General features: G+C 41.3%; 21 protein-coding genes. 2 read left to right on the forward strand and 19 right to left on the reverse strand.

All coding sequences use genetic code 11. The features are described 5' to 3' along the window. Positions 1-150: 150 nt before the first annotated feature. From GQY27_RS02550 to metH, 9 genes are all read right to left on the reverse strand, one after another. On the reverse strand, positions 151-1200 hold the full coding sequence (locus GQY27_RS02550) for a 23S rRNA (cytidine(2498)-2'-O)-methyltransferase RlmM (RefSeq protein ID WP_201450661.1): 1050 nt from the start codon (positions 1198-1200) through the stop codon (positions 151-153). A 6-nt stretch (positions 1201-1206) separates the two neighbouring features. Beyond that, entirely contained in the window at positions 1207-1980 is a 774-nt protein-coding gene (locus tag GQY27_RS02555; RefSeq protein ID WP_160031926.1) for an ABC transporter ATP-binding protein, read from the reverse strand. Beyond that, positions 1977-2294 (reverse strand): thioredoxin family protein, encoded by a 318-nt coding sequence (locus tag GQY27_RS02560; RefSeq protein WP_160031927.1) that lies wholly within the window; start codon positions 2292-2294, stop codon positions 1977-1979. The genes GQY27_RS02555 and GQY27_RS02560 overlap by 4 nt, the downstream gene beginning before the upstream one ends. After that, entirely contained in the window at positions 2291-2635 is a 345-nt protein-coding gene (locus GQY27_RS02565) for a cyclic-phosphate processing receiver domain-containing protein (protein WP_160031928.1), read from the reverse strand. Before GQY27_RS02565 ends, GQY27_RS02560 begins: the two co-directional genes overlap by 4 nt. Positions 2636-2662: 27 nt before the next feature. Beyond that, on the reverse strand, positions 2663-3514 hold the full coding sequence (locus tag GQY27_RS02570; protein ID WP_160031929.1) for a deoxyribonuclease IV: 852 nt from the start codon (positions 3512-3514) through the stop codon (positions 2663-2665). Then, on the reverse strand, positions 3511-4329 hold the full coding sequence (locus tag GQY27_RS02575; protein ID WP_160031930.1) for an Fpg/Nei family DNA glycosylase: 819 nt from the start codon (positions 4327-4329) through the stop codon (positions 3511-3513). The genes GQY27_RS02570 and GQY27_RS02575 overlap by 4 nt, the downstream gene beginning before the upstream one ends. Before the next feature lie 53 nt (positions 4330-4382). Continuing rightward, positions 4383-5165, reverse strand: a complete 783-nt coding sequence (nucF, locus tag GQY27_RS02580) for a 5' nucleotidase NucF (protein WP_160031931.1) — start codon at positions 5163-5165, stop codon at positions 4383-4385. Positions 5166-5320: 155 nt separating this feature from the next. Then, positions 5321-6238 carry a ribonuclease Z gene (gene rnz, locus GQY27_RS02585; RefSeq protein ID WP_160031932.1) on the reverse strand — a complete coding sequence of 306 codons (918 nt, stop codon included), beginning with the start codon at positions 6236-6238 and terminating at the stop codon, positions 5321-5323. Positions 6239-6320: 82 nt separating this feature from the next. After that, entirely contained in the window at positions 6321-9761 is a 3441-nt protein-coding gene (metH, locus tag GQY27_RS02590) for a methionine synthase (protein WP_160031933.1), read from the reverse strand. Positions 9762-9959: 198 nt separating this feature from the next. On the opposite strand from metH, the gene mtnD reads away from it, so the two are divergent. Further along, a complete protein-coding gene (gene mtnD, locus GQY27_RS02595; RefSeq protein ID WP_160031934.1) occupies positions 9960-10502 on the forward strand; it encodes an acireductone dioxygenase in 543 nt (180 codons plus the stop codon). Positions 10503-10560: 58 nt separating this feature from the next. On the opposite strand, the gene GQY27_RS02600 is transcribed toward mtnD, so the two are convergent. The 4 genes from GQY27_RS02600 to yneA all read right to left on the reverse strand — a co-directional run bounded on the left by GQY27_RS02600 (position 10561) and on the right by yneA (position 13189). Further along, entirely contained in the window at positions 10561-10965 is a 405-nt protein-coding gene (locus tag GQY27_RS02600) for a FixH family protein (protein ID WP_160031935.1), read from the reverse strand. 109 nt (positions 10966-11074) lie between these two features. Next, on the reverse strand, positions 11075-11860 hold the full coding sequence (locus tag GQY27_RS02605; protein ID WP_160031936.1) for an HAD family hydrolase: 786 nt from the start codon (positions 11858-11860) through the stop codon (positions 11075-11077). Positions 11861-11889: 29 nt separating this feature from the next. Further along, positions 11890-12417 carry a methyltransferase gene (locus tag GQY27_RS02610; protein ID WP_160031937.1) on the reverse strand — a complete coding sequence of 176 codons (528 nt, stop codon included), beginning with the start codon at positions 12415-12417 and terminating at the stop codon, positions 11890-11892. Positions 12418-12817: 400 nt separating this feature from the next. Continuing rightward, the gene (gene yneA / locus GQY27_RS02615; RefSeq protein WP_160031938.1) at positions 12818-13189 is read right to left on the reverse strand and encodes a cell division suppressor protein YneA; all 372 of its coding nucleotides are present in this window, start codon (positions 13187-13189) and stop codon (positions 12818-12820) included. Positions 13190-13368: 179 nt separating this feature from the next. On the opposite strand from yneA, the gene lexA reads away from it, so the two are divergent. Then, positions 13369-13995 carry a transcriptional repressor LexA gene (gene lexA, locus GQY27_RS02620; protein WP_160031939.1) on the forward strand — a complete coding sequence of 209 codons (627 nt, stop codon included), beginning with the start codon at positions 13369-13371 and terminating at the stop codon, positions 13993-13995. 112 nt (positions 13996-14107) lie between these two features. Here lexA and GQY27_RS02625 read toward each other — a convergent pair whose 3' ends face one another. The 6 genes from GQY27_RS02625 to GQY27_RS02650 all read right to left on the reverse strand — a co-directional run bounded on the left by GQY27_RS02625 (position 14108) and on the right by GQY27_RS02650 (position 20420). Next, positions 14108-14524: a hypothetical protein gene (locus GQY27_RS02625; protein WP_160031940.1), complete on the reverse strand. Its 417-nt coding sequence runs from the start codon at positions 14522-14524 to the stop codon at positions 14108-14110. Between the two features lie 175 nt (positions 14525-14699). Further along, on the reverse strand, positions 14700-16028 hold the full coding sequence (gene glnA / locus GQY27_RS02630) for a type I glutamate--ammonia ligase (RefSeq protein WP_160031941.1): 1329 nt from the start codon (positions 16026-16028) through the stop codon (positions 14700-14702). Between the two features lie 208 nt (positions 16029-16236). Continuing rightward, complete coding sequence (locus GQY27_RS02635) at positions 16237-16650, reverse strand: MerR family transcriptional regulator (RefSeq protein WP_160032050.1); 414 nt, start codon at positions 16648-16650, stop codon at positions 16237-16239. Between the two features lie 84 nt (positions 16651-16734). After that, entirely contained in the window at positions 16735-17991 is a 1257-nt protein-coding gene (locus tag GQY27_RS02640; protein WP_160031942.1) for a methionine gamma-lyase family protein, read from the reverse strand. A gap of 103 nt (positions 17992-18094) precedes the next feature. Beyond that, a complete protein-coding gene (gene hflX / locus GQY27_RS02645; RefSeq protein WP_160032051.1) occupies positions 18095-19381 on the reverse strand; it encodes a GTPase HflX in 1287 nt (428 codons plus the stop codon). Between the two features lie 52 nt (positions 19382-19433). Further along, positions 19434-20420 (reverse strand): AAA family ATPase, encoded by a 987-nt coding sequence (locus tag GQY27_RS02650; protein WP_160031943.1) that lies wholly within the window; start codon positions 20418-20420, stop codon positions 19434-19436. Between the last annotated feature and the right edge of the window lie 13 nt (positions 20421-20433).

Genomic DNA, 20433 nt, shown 5'->3' on the forward strand with positions numbered 1-20433 from the left:
TTCCCTCATTTATCGTACTGGTTAATTTTGGATTCATTATATGACAGAAATGAACCAAATGTAAAGCACTTTTTAAATTGTTTTAAAATGTTCTTTTATAAGGTAAAAGGCATATGTTTATATAGACATAGACATGTCCTTTACCATCGTTTAATACTTAATCATATATAACGTAATCTCGTCCCGATTGTGAAATAGCTGCTTAGCACGCTGAATCTGCATTCGAGAATCTTCAAACATTTGGGTTACTTCCTTAATCAGCGCCATTGGTTTTTTATGCATTAGCTTTACAGTGACGACAGCGGTACCGCCAGGTCTTAAGCTGTAAAGTAAATCGGTAACTAATCTCGCCATCAGTTTGGGACTCCAGCTCATATCACATACAAGAAGATCAAATTCATTTTCCTTAAATTTTACATCTCCCGCATTTTTAGATACATATTTAAGATTAGGATTCTTAAGAAGAACGGGATTCATTTTGGCAGGATCAACTGCGGTAACCTTAAGCCCTCTTTCCAGCAAGAAGGAAGTCCATCCCCCTGGTGCTGCACCGATATCTACTGCATGATGAAACGATGAGAAAGGAATCCCTAATGTCTTTTCAGCCTCAAGCAGTTTAAATTTAGCTCTTGAGATCTGTCCCTCTTCCTTTTGAAAACGAACTGCTCCTCCATTCCAGTCCGACAGGTTATCTGCCGCACAGGACACACCTGCATACAAACGTTCCTCTGTAAGATATACAGATACGATAAGGTCCGCATCCTGCACCACGTGCTGCGCAGGGAGAAGTTCAATGCCTTGTAAGATATGCTGTTTAAATGCACCGGAAGTTCCTTCGTAATGGCTCTGTTCTGTTTTTCTTACCTGCAGACTGAATGTGCCTTCTTGCAGTGCACTATGATTCAGTAAAAACCGAAATAACTGATCATATGCATGGTCTTGATCGGCTAGTCCCACTTCAAAGTGAATAGGGAATAAATGCCTCAGAAAAATGGGAGGCGTGTGGTACAGAAGCTCTGTAACTTCTCCCTGAGGTGCTGACAAAGTAGCTAAAAACACTTCACCAGAGACAAGCATTGTACTTTTTACGGTTCCAAACATTCTCCGAAGTTCTTCTTGTGCATAAGGAGCAAATCCATGGTTTGCTGTACATATAAAACGGGTTGTGATTCCTTCTGCCGTCTGTTCTTGATTACTCAATTCTTATTAACCTCCACTGCATACTCGTATCCAAGGGCGTTCATGAAACCAATCCAGCTCCACAGAAATTCCGTACGTTTCCATTATTGTTTCTTTTGTTAGTACTTCTTTTTTAGGACCCGCCGCAGCGACCTTCCCATCTTTGATAAGCGCAATATGAGTAAATAAGGGCATAATCTCTTCAATATGATGCGTTACATACACAATCGCAATATCTTGCTTTCTTAGATTATCTACGGCCTGTAACATATTCTCCCGTTCGTAGAGATCTAGACCAGCGCAGGGCTCGTCCATAATCAGCAATTTTGGGCGGGCCATAAGCGACCTGGCCAGGAGCACCTTTTTACGTTCCCCTTGTGATAACGTTCCAAAAGGCTGCTGTGCCAAATGGGCAAATCCGATATCCGCAAGTTTGGCATGCGCTTCTTCTTTTACTTCATCCGGGATGTGCTGATAGAAACGCAAAAAAGCGTAAGCTCCGGTAGCGACTACTTCCCATACTGGATCTTTTAACGCCAGCTTTTCTATCAATGTTTGACTAATGTAGCCGATTTCTTTACGGACTTCACGGACATCACATTCTCCATAGGTATAGTCAAGTACATTCACTTTCCCTTTCGTAGGGAACAAGTAACCCATCATCATTTCAAGAATGGTCGTTTTTCCGCTTCCGTTTCTTCCTAAAATGACCCAGTTTTCATTTATACCCATTTGAATGTTTACATCATCTAGTATAAGCTTGTCTCCGCGCTGAAGTGATACATTTTGCATCTCAATCATGAAGATACCACCCTCCTGATTTGATTCAACAAATGCTGAGCCGATTCCATTTTATAAATGTGAGTCGGAAGCTGCTTTTCTCCGCTAAACAATAGTAAAGCAGGTACACTCGTAATCTGATATTGCTGAACCACGTTCTTTATATCTGCTATATTTGCTTCATAGAGGATCCCTTCTGGCAAGAGATACTCTGCCACTTCAAGCATCCGCAAACCCGCCTGACAAGTGCCACATAAAGGAGTATACACATACAGAGCAAAGGCTTTCCCTTCCCATGCCATTCGCAAAATTTCATTCTGTTCAATAGGTTTCATTGTTTGGTTCTCGATGTTTGCGCAATTTGTTCAAGCAGCTCCTGCGGCATAGGGCCATTATGAACTTCGGTACGGTCTGGCTTATTCATGTATAGTAATTCATACATTGCTCTTCGTCCAGCATCACTTGAAGTATGCAAATAAATTACATTCGGATACATCTGCTTATTCACGATAAATGAAGCAATATCAAGACCCGTTGGATTTCCATAACCTAGATCATAATCCAAGGATAAAATATTTACATCATATTCAATAAGAAGCAGCTTACACTCTTCTACATCCCTTGCAAGGGTAAATCCACGCGGACACGTTCGATAATCATCCAGAAATAAGTTCATTCTCCCCTCACCTTTCTAAAACAGCTTTCAAGTTAACCAAGTTCGAATTAACTCTATGTCTTCCTGATGAGTTCCATCTTCACCTGTTTCCGTTTCCAGTACCCATATCGAGCCCTTCACGTCTTTTTGCTGTAACAGCCAGGTAAGTCCTTTCTCCCCTATATATCCTTTACCCACTCGTTCATGGCGGTCTTTATTAGAACGATATCCATACTTCGAGTCATTCACATGAATGGCAACAAGCGCATCAAAATAACCTAGACTTTGTCCCTTTTCAAGCAGTTCTAGATCTTCTGCACCGTTCCAAAACCCGCTCGCATAGGCATGACAAGTATCTAAACAAAAACCAATCAATTCAGCGTAGCGGGACAAGTTACGTATTTGCACCATTTCTTCGATCGTCGTGCCCATAGGCCCATGATCCCCTGCTTGATTTTCGATTAAAATTTTAGATTCGCCTTCCCAGCCTGTTAGAACATCGTCTAAAAACTGAATAATATGACGATACCCAGCAAGCGGATCACTGATCTTTACATGACCAAAATGAACGACAACACCCGCTGAACCACAAGCTTCCGCTATGTGCAGATCATTTTGTAAAGAAGCTACCATTCCTTGATATTGACTATTCCCTTTGATAGGACCCAGAGCCGGATTTGTAGGATAGGGAGAGTGGGCGATAGATCGAAGCCCATGTTTTATACAGAAAGCTTTGCAACGCATTGCTTCTGCCATATCCAAATTTTTCACACGAAGTCCTCGAGGATTTTTCGGAAAGTACTGAAAAGCATTGGCTCCCATATCAAATGCTCTTTGAGCTGCTTTCGAATAACCCCCACGAGTACTTACATGACTACCTATATATAAGTTAGGGTTCAATGCTGACACACGGGGCAGAAAAAGGCTTTCTTCCCGGTAATCTCCACTTTATTAATGATCCCCTCATTACATCTCGTGCAGGTCTCTCCCTCTCGGTCGTAGATACGGCACTGTTCATCATACTTTCCTGTCAAGTCGTCACCTGCATACAGCGGCATTTCCATGTAACCCCCGCCTGCAGTCGCTTCCCGCAGCACAGATTGGATCGCATGATAGAGTCTTGATAAAGCATCCTCATTAAGAAGAACATCTTGGATTTTCGTATCAGGTCTTAGACTGGCAGCATAGGCGATTTCATCGGAATAACAGTTCCCAATTCCAGCAATGACACGCTGATTCACAAGAGTTGTTTTGATCGTACCTCTTCTACCTTTTAATCGTTCTTTGAACTTTTCTAACGTAAAACGATAGTCAAGAGGTTCTGGTCCAAGATCAGACATGAGCTCATCCGTCTCTTTAGCACTCAATAAGTGAAGATAACCGAGTCTCAGACCGATAAAATAAAGAACGATTTCACCAAATTCAATCTCGACTTGAGTTGACCGTTTCGGACGCTCTTGTTCTGTTCCGATATAAAGTATGCCTCCAAGCATGAGATGCAGTACAAGTCTTTTACCCGTACTCATATGAAAAATCAAATGTTTACCTCTGCGCTCGATATAAACAATGCGTTCATTTACAAGTTCTTTTTCAAAAACTTCTGGAGTTACATTTATTGATTTTTCTCGGCTAACGGTAACGTTCGTAATGGATTGATCCAGTATTCGTTCCGATAATAACTTTCGGTAGTTCTCCATCTCCGGTAATTCCGGCATATGAACCTCTTCCTTCCCTTGATGCTATATAAATAGTTTATTCTATGTTCTAGTTAGATGGTGGTTATCAAATTATGAAGATTTTTATGAATTTCATTTGGTTTAATGCCTGTCGCGCGCATATGAGTCTCTAGGTTAGCTTCCGTCGTCACTCCGGTTAGTACAAGAATGGAACGACATCCAGCCGCTTCTCCAGCAGCAATATCAGTTCGCATATTGTCTCCTATCACTGCAACCTCGCTAGCAGGAAGACCAAGACGATCAATGGCATGCTTCATTAGAATGCTGGAAGGTTTTCCGATCACGACAGGTTTCACACCCGATGCGGCTTCAATAGCCGCTCCCAGAGTTCCTGCGCCCGGTGTCAGACCATCGTCTGCTGGCAGCTGTAGATCAGGGTTAGTTAAAATGAATTTGGCCCCTCCCATAATCCAGCGAAGCGCTTTTGTCAACTTTTCATATGTAAATTCACGGTCAATACCCTGAATTACGTACTCTGGTGATTCTTCGGTAATATGAAGTCCTGCAGAGATTAGTGCTTGCTCCAGTCCATCTTCACCAATAAATGCAACCTTGGCACCAGGTGATTCAGAAGCTACATATTCAGCTGCTGCCACCGCAGATGTACACACTTCTTCTCCAGCGGCCTCTATTCCAAGAGATCTTAAATGTTCTGCTACTCCTTCAGGTGTTCTTGATGAATTATTCGTTACATATAGGTAAGGTATGTTGGAGTTTTTTAAATGCTGAATTAGCAAATCTGCTCCATCAATACGATGTTTTCCGTGATAGATTGTTCCGTCTAAGTCTAACAAGTAAGCTTTAGGTGAATTCATAGCTGTAGTACTCCTTTCAAAAGACAAGTTCCTATTCTTATATAAATAAGCATTATGCCCATCGTACAATCTTTTTAAGAGGATTGCAAAGCAGAAATAACACACAATTGCATGTCTTATTTTGCCAGTGTGACTTGTTTCCAAGCCTTATAAAATCAGATTTGGATTAACTCATGTTCCATAGCAAGTCTTGTATTTGGAAATACCGACTGTGCCTCCAAGAGCAGTGGCTCGAGATGTTCTGCATCTTTGTATCTTGAGCTGAAATGAGTCAAAATGAGACTGCTTGCACCCGCTTCTTTTGCCGCCTCAGCAGCTTGAAGGGCTGTACTATGATAATATTCGTGGGCTGTAGACGCAAGTTCATGCAAGAAAGTAGCTTCATGGACAACGACATCAGCACCTGCCGATAAAGGTACCACATTTGGGGTAGGTCTTGTATCGCCTAGAATAGTAATGACTTTACCTGGTTTCGGTGAGCCAAGTACATCTTTCGGATGAACGATAACACCATTTTCAAGTTCGATGCTTTCGCCGCGTTTGAGTCTTCCAAAAAGAGGACCCGGTTTGAGCCCGTGCACAGCAAGTTTCGAAGGATCAATGCTTCCAGGACGATCCTTTTCCATAATTCGGTAGCCATAACTATCAATTCGATGCTCAAGTAACGCCGACTCAACTACAAAATTATCATCTTCAAAAATAATGCCGCCCTCATGTTCCACAATGTTCAGCTCATAATTCACACGGGACTGACTTAACGCAAGTGAAGTCTCCACGTATTTACGAATCCCCGGGGGGCCATAGATCGTAAGCGGTGTTACACCGCCTTGGTAGGCTCTGCTTGACAATAAGCCAGGTAAACCAAAGATATGATCACCGTGTAAATGAGTAATAAAGATTTTTTCAAGCTTACTCAGTTTAAGGGGTGATTTCAAAAATTGATGCTGTGTGCCTTCCCCGCAGTCAAACAGCCACATCGACCGGCGCTCCTCCATCAGACGCAGTGCAATCGAAGTTACGTTGCGCTGTAGCGACGGTACGCCTGCATTTGTTCCTAAAAAATATAATTCCATAATATTACACCTCATCTTACTCTATGAATGATAAAAATCCCCCGATTTAGGATCGGAGGATTCCTTACTTTGTTCTACATTTTCACGCTTTTTCCACGTTAAAATATTGCGCCTCCGGATGGCTGAACACCATCGCTGAAACCGAAGCTTCCGGTTCCATCATAAATCCTTCGGTCAGTTCTACCCCAATATCTTCCGGGTGCATTAGTTCAAACAGAGGACCTTGATCTTCAAGATCAGGACAAGCCGGGTAGCCAAATGATACCCTGATTCCTTGATACCTGGCCCCTAGACGCTGTTTCATCGTCATTTCAGGAGGATCTGAGAATCCCCAAGTATCACGCATCATATGATGAATACGTTCTGCAAGTCCTTCTGCCACTTCTAATGCAATCGACTGCAAAGCATGAAATCTCAAGTAATCGCCTTTTTCTTTCCAAACCTGTGCGAGTTCCGAAATTCCATGTCCTGCGGTTACCACGAGAAAACCGACATAATCCATTGTACCGGATTCTACGGGTTTCAGAAAGTCTGCGAGACACAAATGTGGTTCGACCTTTTGACGTGGAAACTCAAACGTGTGTAATACTTGGCTATGATCTTCTGGGTTGTAGATAAAAATTTCGTTTCCTCTAGACTGAGCTGGGAAAAATCGATATATGGCATTCGCTTTAATAATCCCATCTCGTACAGCAAGGTCCATAATCTCATCAACCGTTTGCTTCAGCTGAACCGCCTTAGGGTCGCCAGCTGCTAGCAATTGTTCTACATTGCCTTTAAGCCCCAAATGATGACCCAGTAGCATCTGCATGTTCACATAAGGAAGAATATGTCCAATTGGATAATTACGAAGCGTGTGTCTTATAAGATCAGGTGGCTGATATACAGGAGCATCTGCTGAAATCTTAGAACTTTCAACCCGAGTAAGTTTAGGAAGAGAGACTACTTTATCTGCTGCAGTTGCTTCCGCTTCTTGTTCTCGCTTCATCTCCATAACCATTACTTCTCTGCTCGCAGGATCCATCAGTTTATTCGCAATATCAAGACCATCCATCGCATCTTTAGCATAGAGAACCATCCCATTATACTCAGGTCTGATCCGGGTTCTAGTAAATTTGCGTGTAAGCGCTGCGCCTCCGACCATAATAGGTACGTCAATACCCGCATTTCGTAAATCCTGTGCAGTCATCACCATTTGTTGTGCGGATTTCACAAGTAATCCCGATAGACCAATTGCATCCACTTTCTCTTCACGGAAAGACTCGATAATTCGTTCCGGTGGTACTTTTATACCCAAATTCACAATCTGGTAACCATTATTAGCTAGAATGATCTCCACTAGATTTTTTCCAATGTCATGTACATCACCTTTTACAGTAGCGAGCATGATTTTTCCTTTTACAGAAGTTTCGTTCTTCTGCATGAATTGTTCCAGGTAGGATACAGAAGCTTTCATCACTTCTGCGCTTTGGAGCACTTCAGCAACAATCAGCTCATTGTTGTTAAACAGTCTCCCGACTTCTTCCATCCCTTTCATTAAAGGGCCATTAATAATCTGAAGGGGGCTTAATTTCGCTCTCGCGAGTTCCAAATCGGGAATAAGGCCTTCTTTGCTGCCTTCAACTACATAAGTTGCAAGACGCTCTTCTAGGGAAAGATTCGAGATTTTTTCTTTTTTCTCTACTTTTTTATTACGAAAAGCCGCTACAAAAGCAGCTAACGTCTCGTCACTGGTCCGGTAAATCAGATCTTCTGCCAATTTTCTATCCTCTGGCGTAATCGAAGCATAACGTTCTACCTTCTCTGTGTTTACAATCGCATAATCAAGTCCCGCCTTTGTACATTCGTATAAAAATACAGAGTTCAGGACTTCTCTACCCGCTTCCGGCAGACCAAATGAAACGTTACTAACACCCAAAATCGTATGCGCTTCAGGCAGTGCTTCTTTGATCAGACGGATTCCTTCAATCGTCTCTCCAGCAGAACCGATATACTGTTCATCTCCTGTACCAACAGGGAAAACAAGAGTATCAAAAATAATATCTTCAGGACGCAGATGATATTTATTGACTAATAGATCATACGAACGCTTCGCTACTTCAAGCTTATCTTCACGGGTAATCGCCTGTCCCCGCTCGTCTATAGTACCTACCACGACCGCTCCGCCATATTTTCGTAGAATAGGTGTTACTTTTTCAAACTTTTCTTCACCATCTTCTAAATTAATGGAGTTAATAATAGCTTTACCCTGAGAGTACTGTAAAGATAGATCTATTACATCAGCATCGGTTGTATCAATCATTAACGGAACTTTCACTTTTTTCACAACCAACTCTAAAAACTTCCGCATATCCTCTGCCTCATCACGGTCAGGGTCTTGTACACATATATCAACAACTTGGGCTCCATTCTTAACCTGGGCGCGAGCGACTTCAGAAGCTTCTTCATACTTCCCTTCGACAATGAGTCGCTTAAATTTTCGTGATCCCAGCACATTTGTCCGTTCCCCTACCATATAAGGGCGATTGTCTTGTTCGATATAAACAGGATCAATTCCCGAGATTGCCGGAGGGTGTGTACCCGATAGCGGACGAGGTTCAATCAAATCCAGCTTGGTCTTTAATGCACGAATATGTTCAGGAGTGGTTCCACAGCATCCTCCGGCAATGTTAAGCCATCCCTGCTCCGCAAAGGCAGCAATTTTCACAGCTAAAGATTCAGGGGATTCATGGTAGTGACCATTCTCATCTGGCAGACCTGCATTTGGATAACAACTCACTGCAGCGCTTGACATAGCAGAAAGGGTACGGATGTGATCTCTCATGAATTCAGGACCTGTCGCACAGTTGAGACCAATCGATATGGGACTCAGATGTTCTAAAGAGACATGAAAAGATTCTATATTTTGACCTGCCAAGGTCGTACCCATAGGTTCAATAGTACCGGATATCATAATTGGCAGTGTTATATTACGAGCTTCAAAAGCATTACGAATTCCAATACTTCCTGCTTTTACGTTCAGTGTATCTTGGCATGTTTCCAGGAGAAGAGCATCAACGCCTCCATCAATCAGCGCTAGAGCCTGTTCTTCATAAGTAGCAATAAGTTCATTAAATGTTACTCCACCTGTTACAGATAAAGTCTTAGTGGTTGGACCCATGGCACCGATCACATAACGCGGAGACTCGGGAGTACTATATTTATCTACAGCCGCTCTTGCCAGCTTTGCAGCAATCAGATTGATTTCTCTCGCCCGATCTTGTATATCATATTCTGCTAAAACCACAGAAGTTGCTCCAAAGGTATTTGTTTCAATAAGATCTGCACCCGCTTCAAGGTAACGTTCATGTATCGTCTGGATGATGTCAGGCCTTGTAAGCACTAACATTTCATTGCATCCATCCAATTCTTCCCCGCCAAAGTCTTCCGAAGTCAGGTCTTCCTGTTGAATCATGGTACCCATAGCACCATCTAAGATCAATATTCGCTTCTGTAATGACTCTTGCAAACTGATTTTATCCACTCCTATACCTCCCGCCAAACGTTACGTCTAATTTTAGCAGAAAAGGTATTTTTATGAAAGAAGATTTGGAAGGCTAAGAACTGCGTCACAACAATGTTTTTAGGATAATAATTAGGATAACTGACAAAAAGTCAATCGACAAAAAGGTAAAGATTCGCTATAATATCAATTAAACCAAGTGGAAAAGAGGGAAAATACATGGCAGAAATCTTAATACGAAACACGAACGAAAGAATCACAGGCGAAGATAATGTTCGTTCCTTCCTCAAACAATATGAAGTGCTTTTTGAAAAATGGGATACTTCCAAACTTCCAGCTGAACTTCATCATAAATTTGTATTAAATGAAGAAGAAAAACAACAGATCCTAGATGTTTACGATACCGAAATTAAAGATTTGGCTGCCCGCCGAGGTTATCAGATTTGGGATATCATCACTCTGTCAGAAGCCACTCCTGATCTGGAAGAGAAGCTTGCCAAGTTTGAAGAAATTCATACACATTCAGAAGATGAGATCCGTGCCATCGTTTCTGGTAAAGGGATCTTTATCATTAAAGGTGACGAACAAACAGGCTACTTCAACGTAGAGCTTGAGCCAGGTGATGTTATTTCTGTTCCTGAAAATACCCCTCACTTCTTTACACTTATGGATAACAAACAAATCATCGCTGTTCGATTGTTTATTGAGCAGAACGGCTGGGTCGCAGATCCGTACCCAGATCCTAGCTTTATCAAGGCCTAACTCATATGATAAGCAAATATACCACCCTGAGAAATCACTCCTAGGGTGGTTTTTATGACTATTCTCCAGTAACTTCTACTTGTTTCGATGGCATGGAGTGCATTCCTCTTGCTGTTACATGAGAAGTAACTTTATATACTCCTTCAACCGGAAACTGATAAACTGCGGTATATTTTCCTTCCCCTTCGTATGTCGCCGCCACTTCAAGTCCCATACTGCCTTCTAACGAAATTTCAAACGTTACATCGTCTGCATCATCTATGTATTCATCTTGTTGAGTAACGATGGCTTCCAATTGTACAAGGTCAGCGACCGTTACTGCTTCCACTTCAGGAACAACAAGTTCTACGTTTATGGGCTGGGCCAATTCCATTTGCGTAAATTCGTTTTTTTCCTTTTGGCATCCGCTTAATAACATAAGAAAGATCATCGTAGAACATAGTAGTACAATGAATCGTCTCATCTTTATAAATCCTCTCTTCGATTTTTATGGTATGTAGATAAAAGAAAACCGCTTCTGTTTTAATCAAACAGCCAAGCGGTTCATGGAAGTAAAATCTAAAGTTGTTCTTTTATGATAATAGTTCGTAAATTTCAGTAAGATGTTTAATTTCAACATCAGGGTTAAAAGATTGGTCGTTTGTTTTTCCATTACGGTTAATCCATACTGCTTTAATTCCTGCGGAAAGCGCACCCTTAATATCAGTAGTCAGCTTGTCTCCGACCATTAACGCCTCCTCAGCGGACACATCAAGCTGGGATAAGGCATGATGAAATATCGAAGCATCCGGCTTCCCTTTACCAAACTGCCCAGAAATAATGATGTGATCAAAATAAGGGACCAAATCAGGAACACCATCGAGCTTCTCTTGCTGTAAAGAAGGACATCCATTGGTGAGAAGCAGCAGCTTCACTTTACCTTTCAGTTCGGTGAGAACTTCGAGAGTCTCATCATACATATAAGGACGAGATCTTCTCTCTTTACCAAATTTGTCGGCTAACTCTGCACCTAGTTCGCTATCATTCACACCAAGTGCCGCAAGACCGTTTGTCCAAGCGTCTTTGCGATATCCGGGTACTAATTGCTCGAGCTTTCTGAATTCTGGCTGTTCCCCGGCATTAAATTTCGCCCATAGTCCCTCAAAGGGATTGATGCCAATCATTTTCGTAAATGGATATGTTTCATAAGATTCATACAGCTTTCTAGCTTCGTCTCTTACCGATACTTCAAGTTCATGAGGATCTACACCGCATTTTTTTGAGGCATAGAGACATGTTTCGTAGAAAGCTTCTTCTACACTTTTTTCATCCCACAGCAGGGTATCATCCAAGTCGAACATTACTGCTTTAATTGACATCTTGCTCTCTCCCCCTAGAGTCGATCGATTTATTTAGCTTCTTTAAGAGCTTTCTTATCCTCTACTGGAATCTGATGTGTCTGTGCAAAGGTAATGAGTCTTTCGCCCATTGCATCAGTATCATACAAATTAAGCAAACGACTGAAAGCCCAGTTACTGCCTTTAGCATTGTGTTCAATAATAATTGAACCTTTATCTACCACAATGCGTTTGATGTCTTCTACACCAAGCGAACGTTCTCTGCTCAGCTTAATGGTCTTAATCCGTTTCTTACCTACTTTAAGATAAGGACGACGTAAGAAATACATTAATGCTAGTCCAATATATAGTATAAATACAAACCAATCAAACCCAGAGATACCGTCTTTTGTAACGCCACTGAGTGTTAGAAACATAAAAGCAAGTACGACGAGTACGAAAGGAAAGATAAACGCTCTTCCTTTAAAAATATCTTCATTTTCCATTCCGGAGCCAAGGACGGGTTGTCCCTTTTTTTTGCGATTCTTATTTACTTTGTGTTGATTCCTTTTGACTGCTCTTTCAAATGAACTTGCCATGTAAATCCCCCTTTAAAATCTGTACAATGCAGTTATTCTATCATGGTAGTTATATACTAACTTTCCACTCATAACTATGATTAAACCTATACTTTTATCACGGGAATCATATTAGTTTAGTATAAAGGAAGTTCTCTTCCTTCCTCTAAATTGCTCCCCTTAAAAAAGCACAATCTACTTAACTTTGCCATGTAAATAAAGGGTTGTCAAGGTATATACCTGTATGGCTGGACCTCGTTATGTAAACAACAAAAAAAGGACACAATTGTGAATTGCGCCCTTGCCGGTCGTCCATTAAAAAATGATATAAATAGCATAAAAATGAACTGTATGTGAAAGTGAACTGAATTAATTAACAGATAACATAGAGATAACATTCAAAAAATATAACGCATTCCCCCTACTCTACATGAGGTAAACTTAATACTTGGCCTGTTTGAATATCACTTGTTTCCATCACATTCAGTTGCTTAATTCGTTCTATATATTCTCTAGTATCCATGTGATACGGTTTATGTTCTAAAGCAATCGACCATAAGGAATCCCCTGTAGATACAACAAACTCTTGATAGGAAACAATTTTACTTGCATTAGTAAACACCGTCATAAAACCGGTTAGACATAAAAAAACAACACTAATAATAATGGCCAGACGAACCAAAAAACGTCTATTGTTAACAATTAATTGATGCAATAACTTACCAAACAAAGTATGATCCTGAGTTCCTTCAGTGTTGCTATAGATACTACTGTATGTACTGTATTTAAGCATATATATCGTCCTCCAAACATTTGTTCTCATTTCTATATTGATCACTATAACACGAACATGTGTTTTGGACAATAGCTTTTTAGAACAATTGTTCGTTCTATTTTTAGAACTAACGTTTGTACGAACGGAGGTTCTATGCTATAATTTTCCCAAACGTTATAAAGTGGAGTTGATACGGTATGTCGAAGGTGTCCAGCAGGCAATTAGCAATCTTGGAGTTTATACGAAATGAAGTTCGATTAAAAGGATATCCACCGTCCGTAAGAGAGATTGGTGAAGCTGTCGGACTCGCGTCCAGCTCCACTGTTCACGGACACTTGGATCGTTTGGAGAAGAAAGGTTTAATTCGCAGAGACCCTACGAAACCTCGTGCAATCGAGCTGTTAAGTCATGATGAGTTAGATGAGACAAGCCAGTTTGCTCAGACGGTTGTGAGAGTTCCTGTCGTTGGTAAAGTAACTGCAGGTATTCCTATTACTGCAACAGAGAATATTGAAGACTATTTCCCTCTCCCTATGCAATATGTTGGAGAAGAGAAAGTATTTATGTTGAATGTTGTAGGCGATAGTATGATCGAAGCTGGTATTGTCAATGGGGATTATGTCATTGTTCGTCAGCAGCAAACGGCTAACAATGGTGAAATCGTCGTAGCAATGACAGAAGATGATGAAGCTACAGTGAAGACTTTCTACAAAGAAAAAGATCATGTTCGTCTTCAGCCTGAGAATCCTACATATGAACCTCTCCGGCTTACAAAAGTAACGATACTAGGTAAAGTTATTGGTCTTTTCCGTGATTTTCATTAATTTTTAAAAAAATAAAATAATTTAATTTGCACTTATATTTTTAAAGCAGAGATCTTATAACGCAGATCTCTGCTTTTCTCGTTTTACTCCACTACTAATCAACAGGATCAACTTACCTCACATTGATAAATCCTTTTTCCCATTCCATTCTTAATTCATTTCCAAACTCTCTTACCTCCGTATCTGTTACATTCAGTCGGCAGTCTATTCTGGAATCATATAATCGTAATCGATATGTATTTTTCTCTTTCCGCTTTTCCCACTCCAATCCATAAAGGTGATTCTCAAAAGACATATATAAATTATTTAGTAAAAAATCGTTTAACATATCCAGCGGAAAACTCGATGTCACTTCAATGTAATTTTCAATGGTGATATTCGTCCAACCAAAGACGAAGTCATATACTTTTTCATGGTTTAGATAATACTTAAAATTCAGCTGACAACCTTCAAATTTCCCTGGAATACACTTAACAAAAGTAAATTCAACATCAGTACCATCGCTAAATATATCTCGTAAAATCGCCATTTTATTCCCCTTTACATTATTGGTCCGTGTCTAAGTATGGAGATCCCTTCATTCTGAAAGGGTTGTAGCTGTGATTTTATCAAACTCTTGCTTTCGAGTGTTAATGAAAAATAAAATCTGTTATCAATATCTACAAAAAAACCCTTGGCGCTTAGAGCGCCAAGGGTTACAAGTTTTAGTACAGCGTCAAATATTGATCGCGTTCCCATTGATGAACTTGTGTTCTATACATATCCCACTCGATTTCTTTCAATTCATAGAAATGAGCAAGTGCGTGCTCGCCTAGTGCGTCCGTAACTACTTCACTGCGGATCAATTCATGCAGTGCTTCTTTCAGGTCAGCTGGCAAGGAAGGAATGCCTTCTTCAATACGCTCTTCTTCTGACATGATGTAGATATTACGGTCAATTGGAGCTGGTAATGATAGTTCACGTTTGATACCGTCAAGACCTGCTTTCAGCATTACAGCAAGTGCAAGATAAGGGTTTGCTGCTGGATCCGGGTTACGAACCTCAACACGAGTACTTAGACCGCGTGATGCTGGAATACGGATCATCGGGCTGCGGTTACTTGCTGACCATGCTACGTAACAAGGTGCTTCATATCCAGGAACCAAACGTTTGTAAGAGTTCACCGTTGGATTCGTGATTGCTGCCATAGCGCGAGCATGTTTCAGGATACCTGCCATGTAATGGCGAGCTTCTTTACTCAGACCAAGTTCATCAGACTCATCATAGAATGTATTTACATTACCTTTAAATAAGGACTGGTGGCAGTGCATCCCTGATCCGTTCATACCAAATAGAGGTTTTGGCATAAAGGTTGCATGCAGACCATGCTGACGAGCAATCGTTTTTACTACGAGTTTAAAAGTTTGAATCTCATCCGCTGCTTTGACAGCTTCTTCATATTTGAAGTCGATCTCATGTTGTCCTGGAGCCACTTCATGGTGAGAAGCTTCAACTTCAAAGCCCATCTCTTCCAAAGTAAGTACGATCTCACGACGGCAGTTTTCACCAAGATCCATTGGAGCAAGGTCAAAATAACCACCTTGGTCATTGAGTTCTGTTGTCGGATTACCGTTTGCATCCGTACGGAATAAGAAGAATTCAGGTTCAGGTCCCACGTTCATGGAAGTGTAGCCCATTTCTTCCGCTTCTTTAAGTACACGTTTTAAAATACCACGCGGATCTCCTGCAAATGGAGTACCATCTGGCATATATACATCACAGATAAGACGTGCAACACGGTTCTCAGCAACCCAAGGGAATACAACCCAAGTGTCTAGATCCGGGTACAAGTACATATCCGATTCTTCAATACGAACATAACCTTCAATGGAAGATCCATCAAACATCATTTTATTATCCAATGCTTTTTGTAACTGGCTTACTGGAATTTCAACGTTCTTGATCGTACCGAGCAGATCAGTAAATTGCAAACGGATAAAGCGTACATTTTCTTCTTTTGCAATACGAATAATGTCCTCTTTAGTAAAACTCACAAAATCCTCTCCCTTTTCTTCATATAAGTTATCAGCTTCAATGAGTGCATGCAGGACAGCCGATCCGTTTTCTAAAGTAATAGCACGATTGCTATTGCTTTAGAAAATGTTGGTTCCCCATTCATTGTCACAGGCGCACTTCCACATGTCAAGAAAGTGAACCTGGAGTCCTATTTCAACTTATCACCTAAGTTTCGGCTCACGAAACTTACTTTTTGTTAAAGAAGCGTGACAACTCACCTTGAATTAAGGAAACCTGACCTGGACGTTTACCAGCAACCAGCTGTTGCTTGAGCATCCGGTGCAGCTGAGAATCCGATAGCTCTCTTCGTTTCACTTCGGTGTCAGGAGTAATAACCGTTGCTTCCTCTGATTCTTTTGTAACTGGGTTCATTACTTGCTTAATCCCCGCAATATTGACCCCTTTTTCAATTAAAGCTTTAATTTCAAGCAATCGTTCTACATCGTTAAAAGAGAAAAGACGCTGATTTCCTGATGTACGCGCTGGGACGATTAAATTATGCTGCTCATAATAGCGAATTTGTCTTGCAGAAAGATCCGTAAGTTTCATAACGATTCCAATAGGAAATAAGGCCATATTTCTGCGGATTTCATCACCCATGTCGTTCATCTACCTTCCAAGTATTCTATATACCATCATTGTACATTTATATGATATGAAGTGTCAATGATATGTAAGGAAAACTCACAGTAAACTACGATCTTTCATTGTTTGCAGTGCCATAAGAACGCCGTATTTCACATGAGAGTAAGTAAGACCACCTTGCATATATCCTATGTAAGGTTCTCTAATCGGTGCGTCTGCGGATAGTTCAAGGCTTCCACCTTGAATAAAAGTTCCTGCTGCCATGATCACTGGATGCTCATAACCCGGCATGTCCCAAGGTTCTGGTACCACATGACTATCGATTGCTGAAGCTTTCTGGATTCCTTGTACAAAAGCAATGAGATGGTCTGGGCCATCAAAAGAAACAGCCTGAATGAGATCGGTCCTCATCTCATGCCATGCCGGTTTTGTGATAAAGCCAACCGCTTCAAACATAGCCGCAGCAAAAATACTCCCCTTGATTGCTTGTCCAACAGTGGAAGGAGCTAAATATAAACCTTGGTAAATTCCTCTTGTCGTCCCAAGCATCGCTCCCACTTCTCCGCCGATTCCTGGTGCTGTAAGGCGGTAAGCAGCAAGCTGAACATACTTTTCTTTTCCGCAAATATAGCCACCGGTTTCGGCAATACCACCGCCCGGATTTTTAATCAGAGAACCTGCAATTAGATCAGCGCCTACTTCTGTAGGCTCCTTCTCTTCCGTAAATTCTCCATAACAATTGTCCACAAAAACAATGACGTCTTCTTTTAACGCCTTCACTTTTTGAACCATCTCTTCAATTTGTGCCACCGTAAAAGAGGATCTCCAGTCATAACCTCTGGATCGCTGAATACCGATCACTTTTGTACGTTCACCAATGGCTGCTTCCACCGCACTCCAATCAATGTTACCCTCAGCAGTAAGTGCAGTCTCCTGATACGTAATTCCAAAATCATGTAATGACCCTGTGCCATCTCCAGCTTTTCCTATGACTTTATGTAACGTATCATACGGTGTGCCTGTTATATACAGCAGTTCATCTCCTGGACGAAGCACTCCATAAAGCGCTGTAGCAATGGTATGTGTTCCCGAGGCAAAATGCGGCCGCACTAATGCTGCTTCTGCCCCGAAGACTTCAGCATACACTTCATCCAGCACTTCACGTCCGCGATCATTGTATGCATATCCAGTAGATCCTGCAAAATGATAATCACTAACTTGCTTCTTCTGAAAAGCTTCAATGACTTTCCACTGATTCTTGTCGATGATTCGGTCCACTTCTCTGAGTCTACCTTCAATCTTTTCTTCAATCTCTTGCCCTAAACGTACAATTTCTTCTGAAAAAACGGCCTTCATGTTCTTCTTCTCTCCTCATGCGTACAAATCTGACATGATATGCACTTTATTATGTTAGATGATATTCCAGTTAAATCACGTCAAATTATTAATAAATGAAATTTTAAACTTCAATAAAATCTTTTAGCAAGTATCCGTGCTTCTCATATTCCCCTTGCTGAACTTGTACTTCATATATAACATCACTTTCATCATATTCTGTGTTAATTACATCACCCACACGATAAATAACGGAAGTAATGTCTCCTCTTTCTGCAGGTACACGGAACTTTACCGTTTCTCCTGCCAGTTCCTCTTGGATCATCTCACGAATACTGAGTAAATCCGCTTCATCAAAGGCACTAATCTTCTTGTACCCTTTACCTGATGGCAGCATTTGAAGCTGTTCTGGTGTACACGCGTCTTTTTTATTAAATAGTACAATCTGCGGTTTATCCGCCGCTCCAAGCTCTTCAAGGATCTTATGAACTACTTTCATCTGGTCTTCTCTCATCTCGGACGATGCATCCACTACATGGAGGATGAGATCAGCCTCATTCACTTCTTCAAGAGTAGCGCGGAATGCAGCGACTAAATCATGCGGTAAATTTTGAATAAATCCAACCGTATCGGTTAGAACAATTTCCTTGCCGTTTGGAAGTTCCATCGTACGAGAAGTAGGATCTAGGGTAGCAAACAATTGATTCTCAATATACACATCCGCTGCTGTCAGTTGTTTGAGCAGGGTGGATTTCCCCGCGTTCGTATAACCAACAAGAGCAACCTGAATAACTCCGCTCTTTTTGCGGCGCTCTCTGTATAGTTTCCGATGACGCGTCACTTCTTCCAATTGACGTTTCAAATCGCTGATTCGATTACGAATATGTCTACGATCTGTTTCAAGCTTGCTTTCCCCCGGTCCACGGGTACCAATTCCGCCGCCTAGACGTGATAAATTCTTACCATGACCGGACAAGCGCGGAAGTAAATAAGAGTGCTGTGCGAGTTCGACTTGGATAATACCTTCTCTTGTGTTTGCTCTTTGGGCAAAAATATCAAGGATGAGCTGAGTACGGTCAATGATTTTGAGATCAAGGCTTGCTTCCAGGTTCCTTACTTGAGCACCCGAGAGATCTTGATCAAAAATAGCCGTAGTTGCCCCAAGCTCATCCGCGACGAGTCTAAGTTCTTCCACTTTCCCTTTTCCGATAAACCATTTGGTATCTGCTTTTTCCTTGTTCTGCGAAATTACACTGAGTACTTCAACTCCAGCTGTCTCAGCCAGTTTAACAAGTTCCTCCAGAGAATACTCTGGGTTAATCCCGCTTTTTTTTACTTGATCTGTCACAAGACTAACCAAAATTGCTTTATCTTTAATATCCATATTTGTTTCGTGCGTGGAGTTTGCCATCATGTTTGCTCCTTATTGTTCATATCGTTTGCTTGTATTATTGCCTTTGTATTTATTTGGTCTCCAGTTTTAAATCCTCTGTTCGTATCGTCATCAGCTCAAGCTTTCCTGGGCTTCCTGATGAATATTGATTTAGCAGCCGAACCGCCTGATGACGAATGGACTTTTCAATAATATTCCGAACATATCTTGCGTTGCTAAAAGCATGAGAGGTATCATTCTTTTCCTCTAGTAAATGTTGTTTTAACTTGAGTATGGACTGCGGCATTAAAATATAATCCCGTTCTTTCGCCATAAGTTCTGATATTTGGATCAATTGATCAAGGGAGTAGTCAGGAAACTCAATCTGAATGGGAAAACGAGAAGGCAAACCAGGATTGGTTTGCATAAAAAAGTCGATTTCCTCTGAGTATCCGGCCAGGATGAGGATAAATTGATTTTTGAAATCTTCCATTCCTTTTACTAATGTATCAATCGCTTCTTTACCAAAATCTTTCTCTCCACCGCGAGCGAGACTATAGGCTTCATCAATAAATAAAATACCACCGAGCGATTTTTTCACAAGATCCCGCGTTTTTTGAGCGGTATGTCCAATATATTCACCCACAAGATCGGCCCGTTCTACCTCTACTAAATGTCCTTTGGTGAGAACCCCCATCTTCTGAAATAGTTTCGCAACAATTCGAGCCACTGTTGTTTTACCTGTACCCGGATTTCCTTTAAAGACCATGTGGTAAACATGAGAACCGCTAATAAGACCCGCCTCGGTCCTCATTTGTGCAATTTGCAAAAACGCATAGATTTCGAACACAAAATCTTTTATGCTATCAAGTCCCACAAGTTCGTCTAACTCTTTTTGAATATCCTGGTACATGGCGAATTGAGGATTATCCTTGATCTGAGCCTGTGTTGTATCCACCTCCGCTGCTGGGCCGCCCTGTACACTATACAAATCGGTGTGATTACGAAGTACCACATTAATTTGCCGGGAAGGTCTGCCTTCCTGACCCCCTCCAGCTGCCATCGCTCTTCCATTCATCAAACGCTCACCT

Source organism: Paenibacillus sp. An7 (assembly GCF_009870785.1).
Taxonomy (GTDB): Bacteria; Bacillota; Bacilli; order Paenibacillales; family Paenibacillaceae; genus Paenibacillus.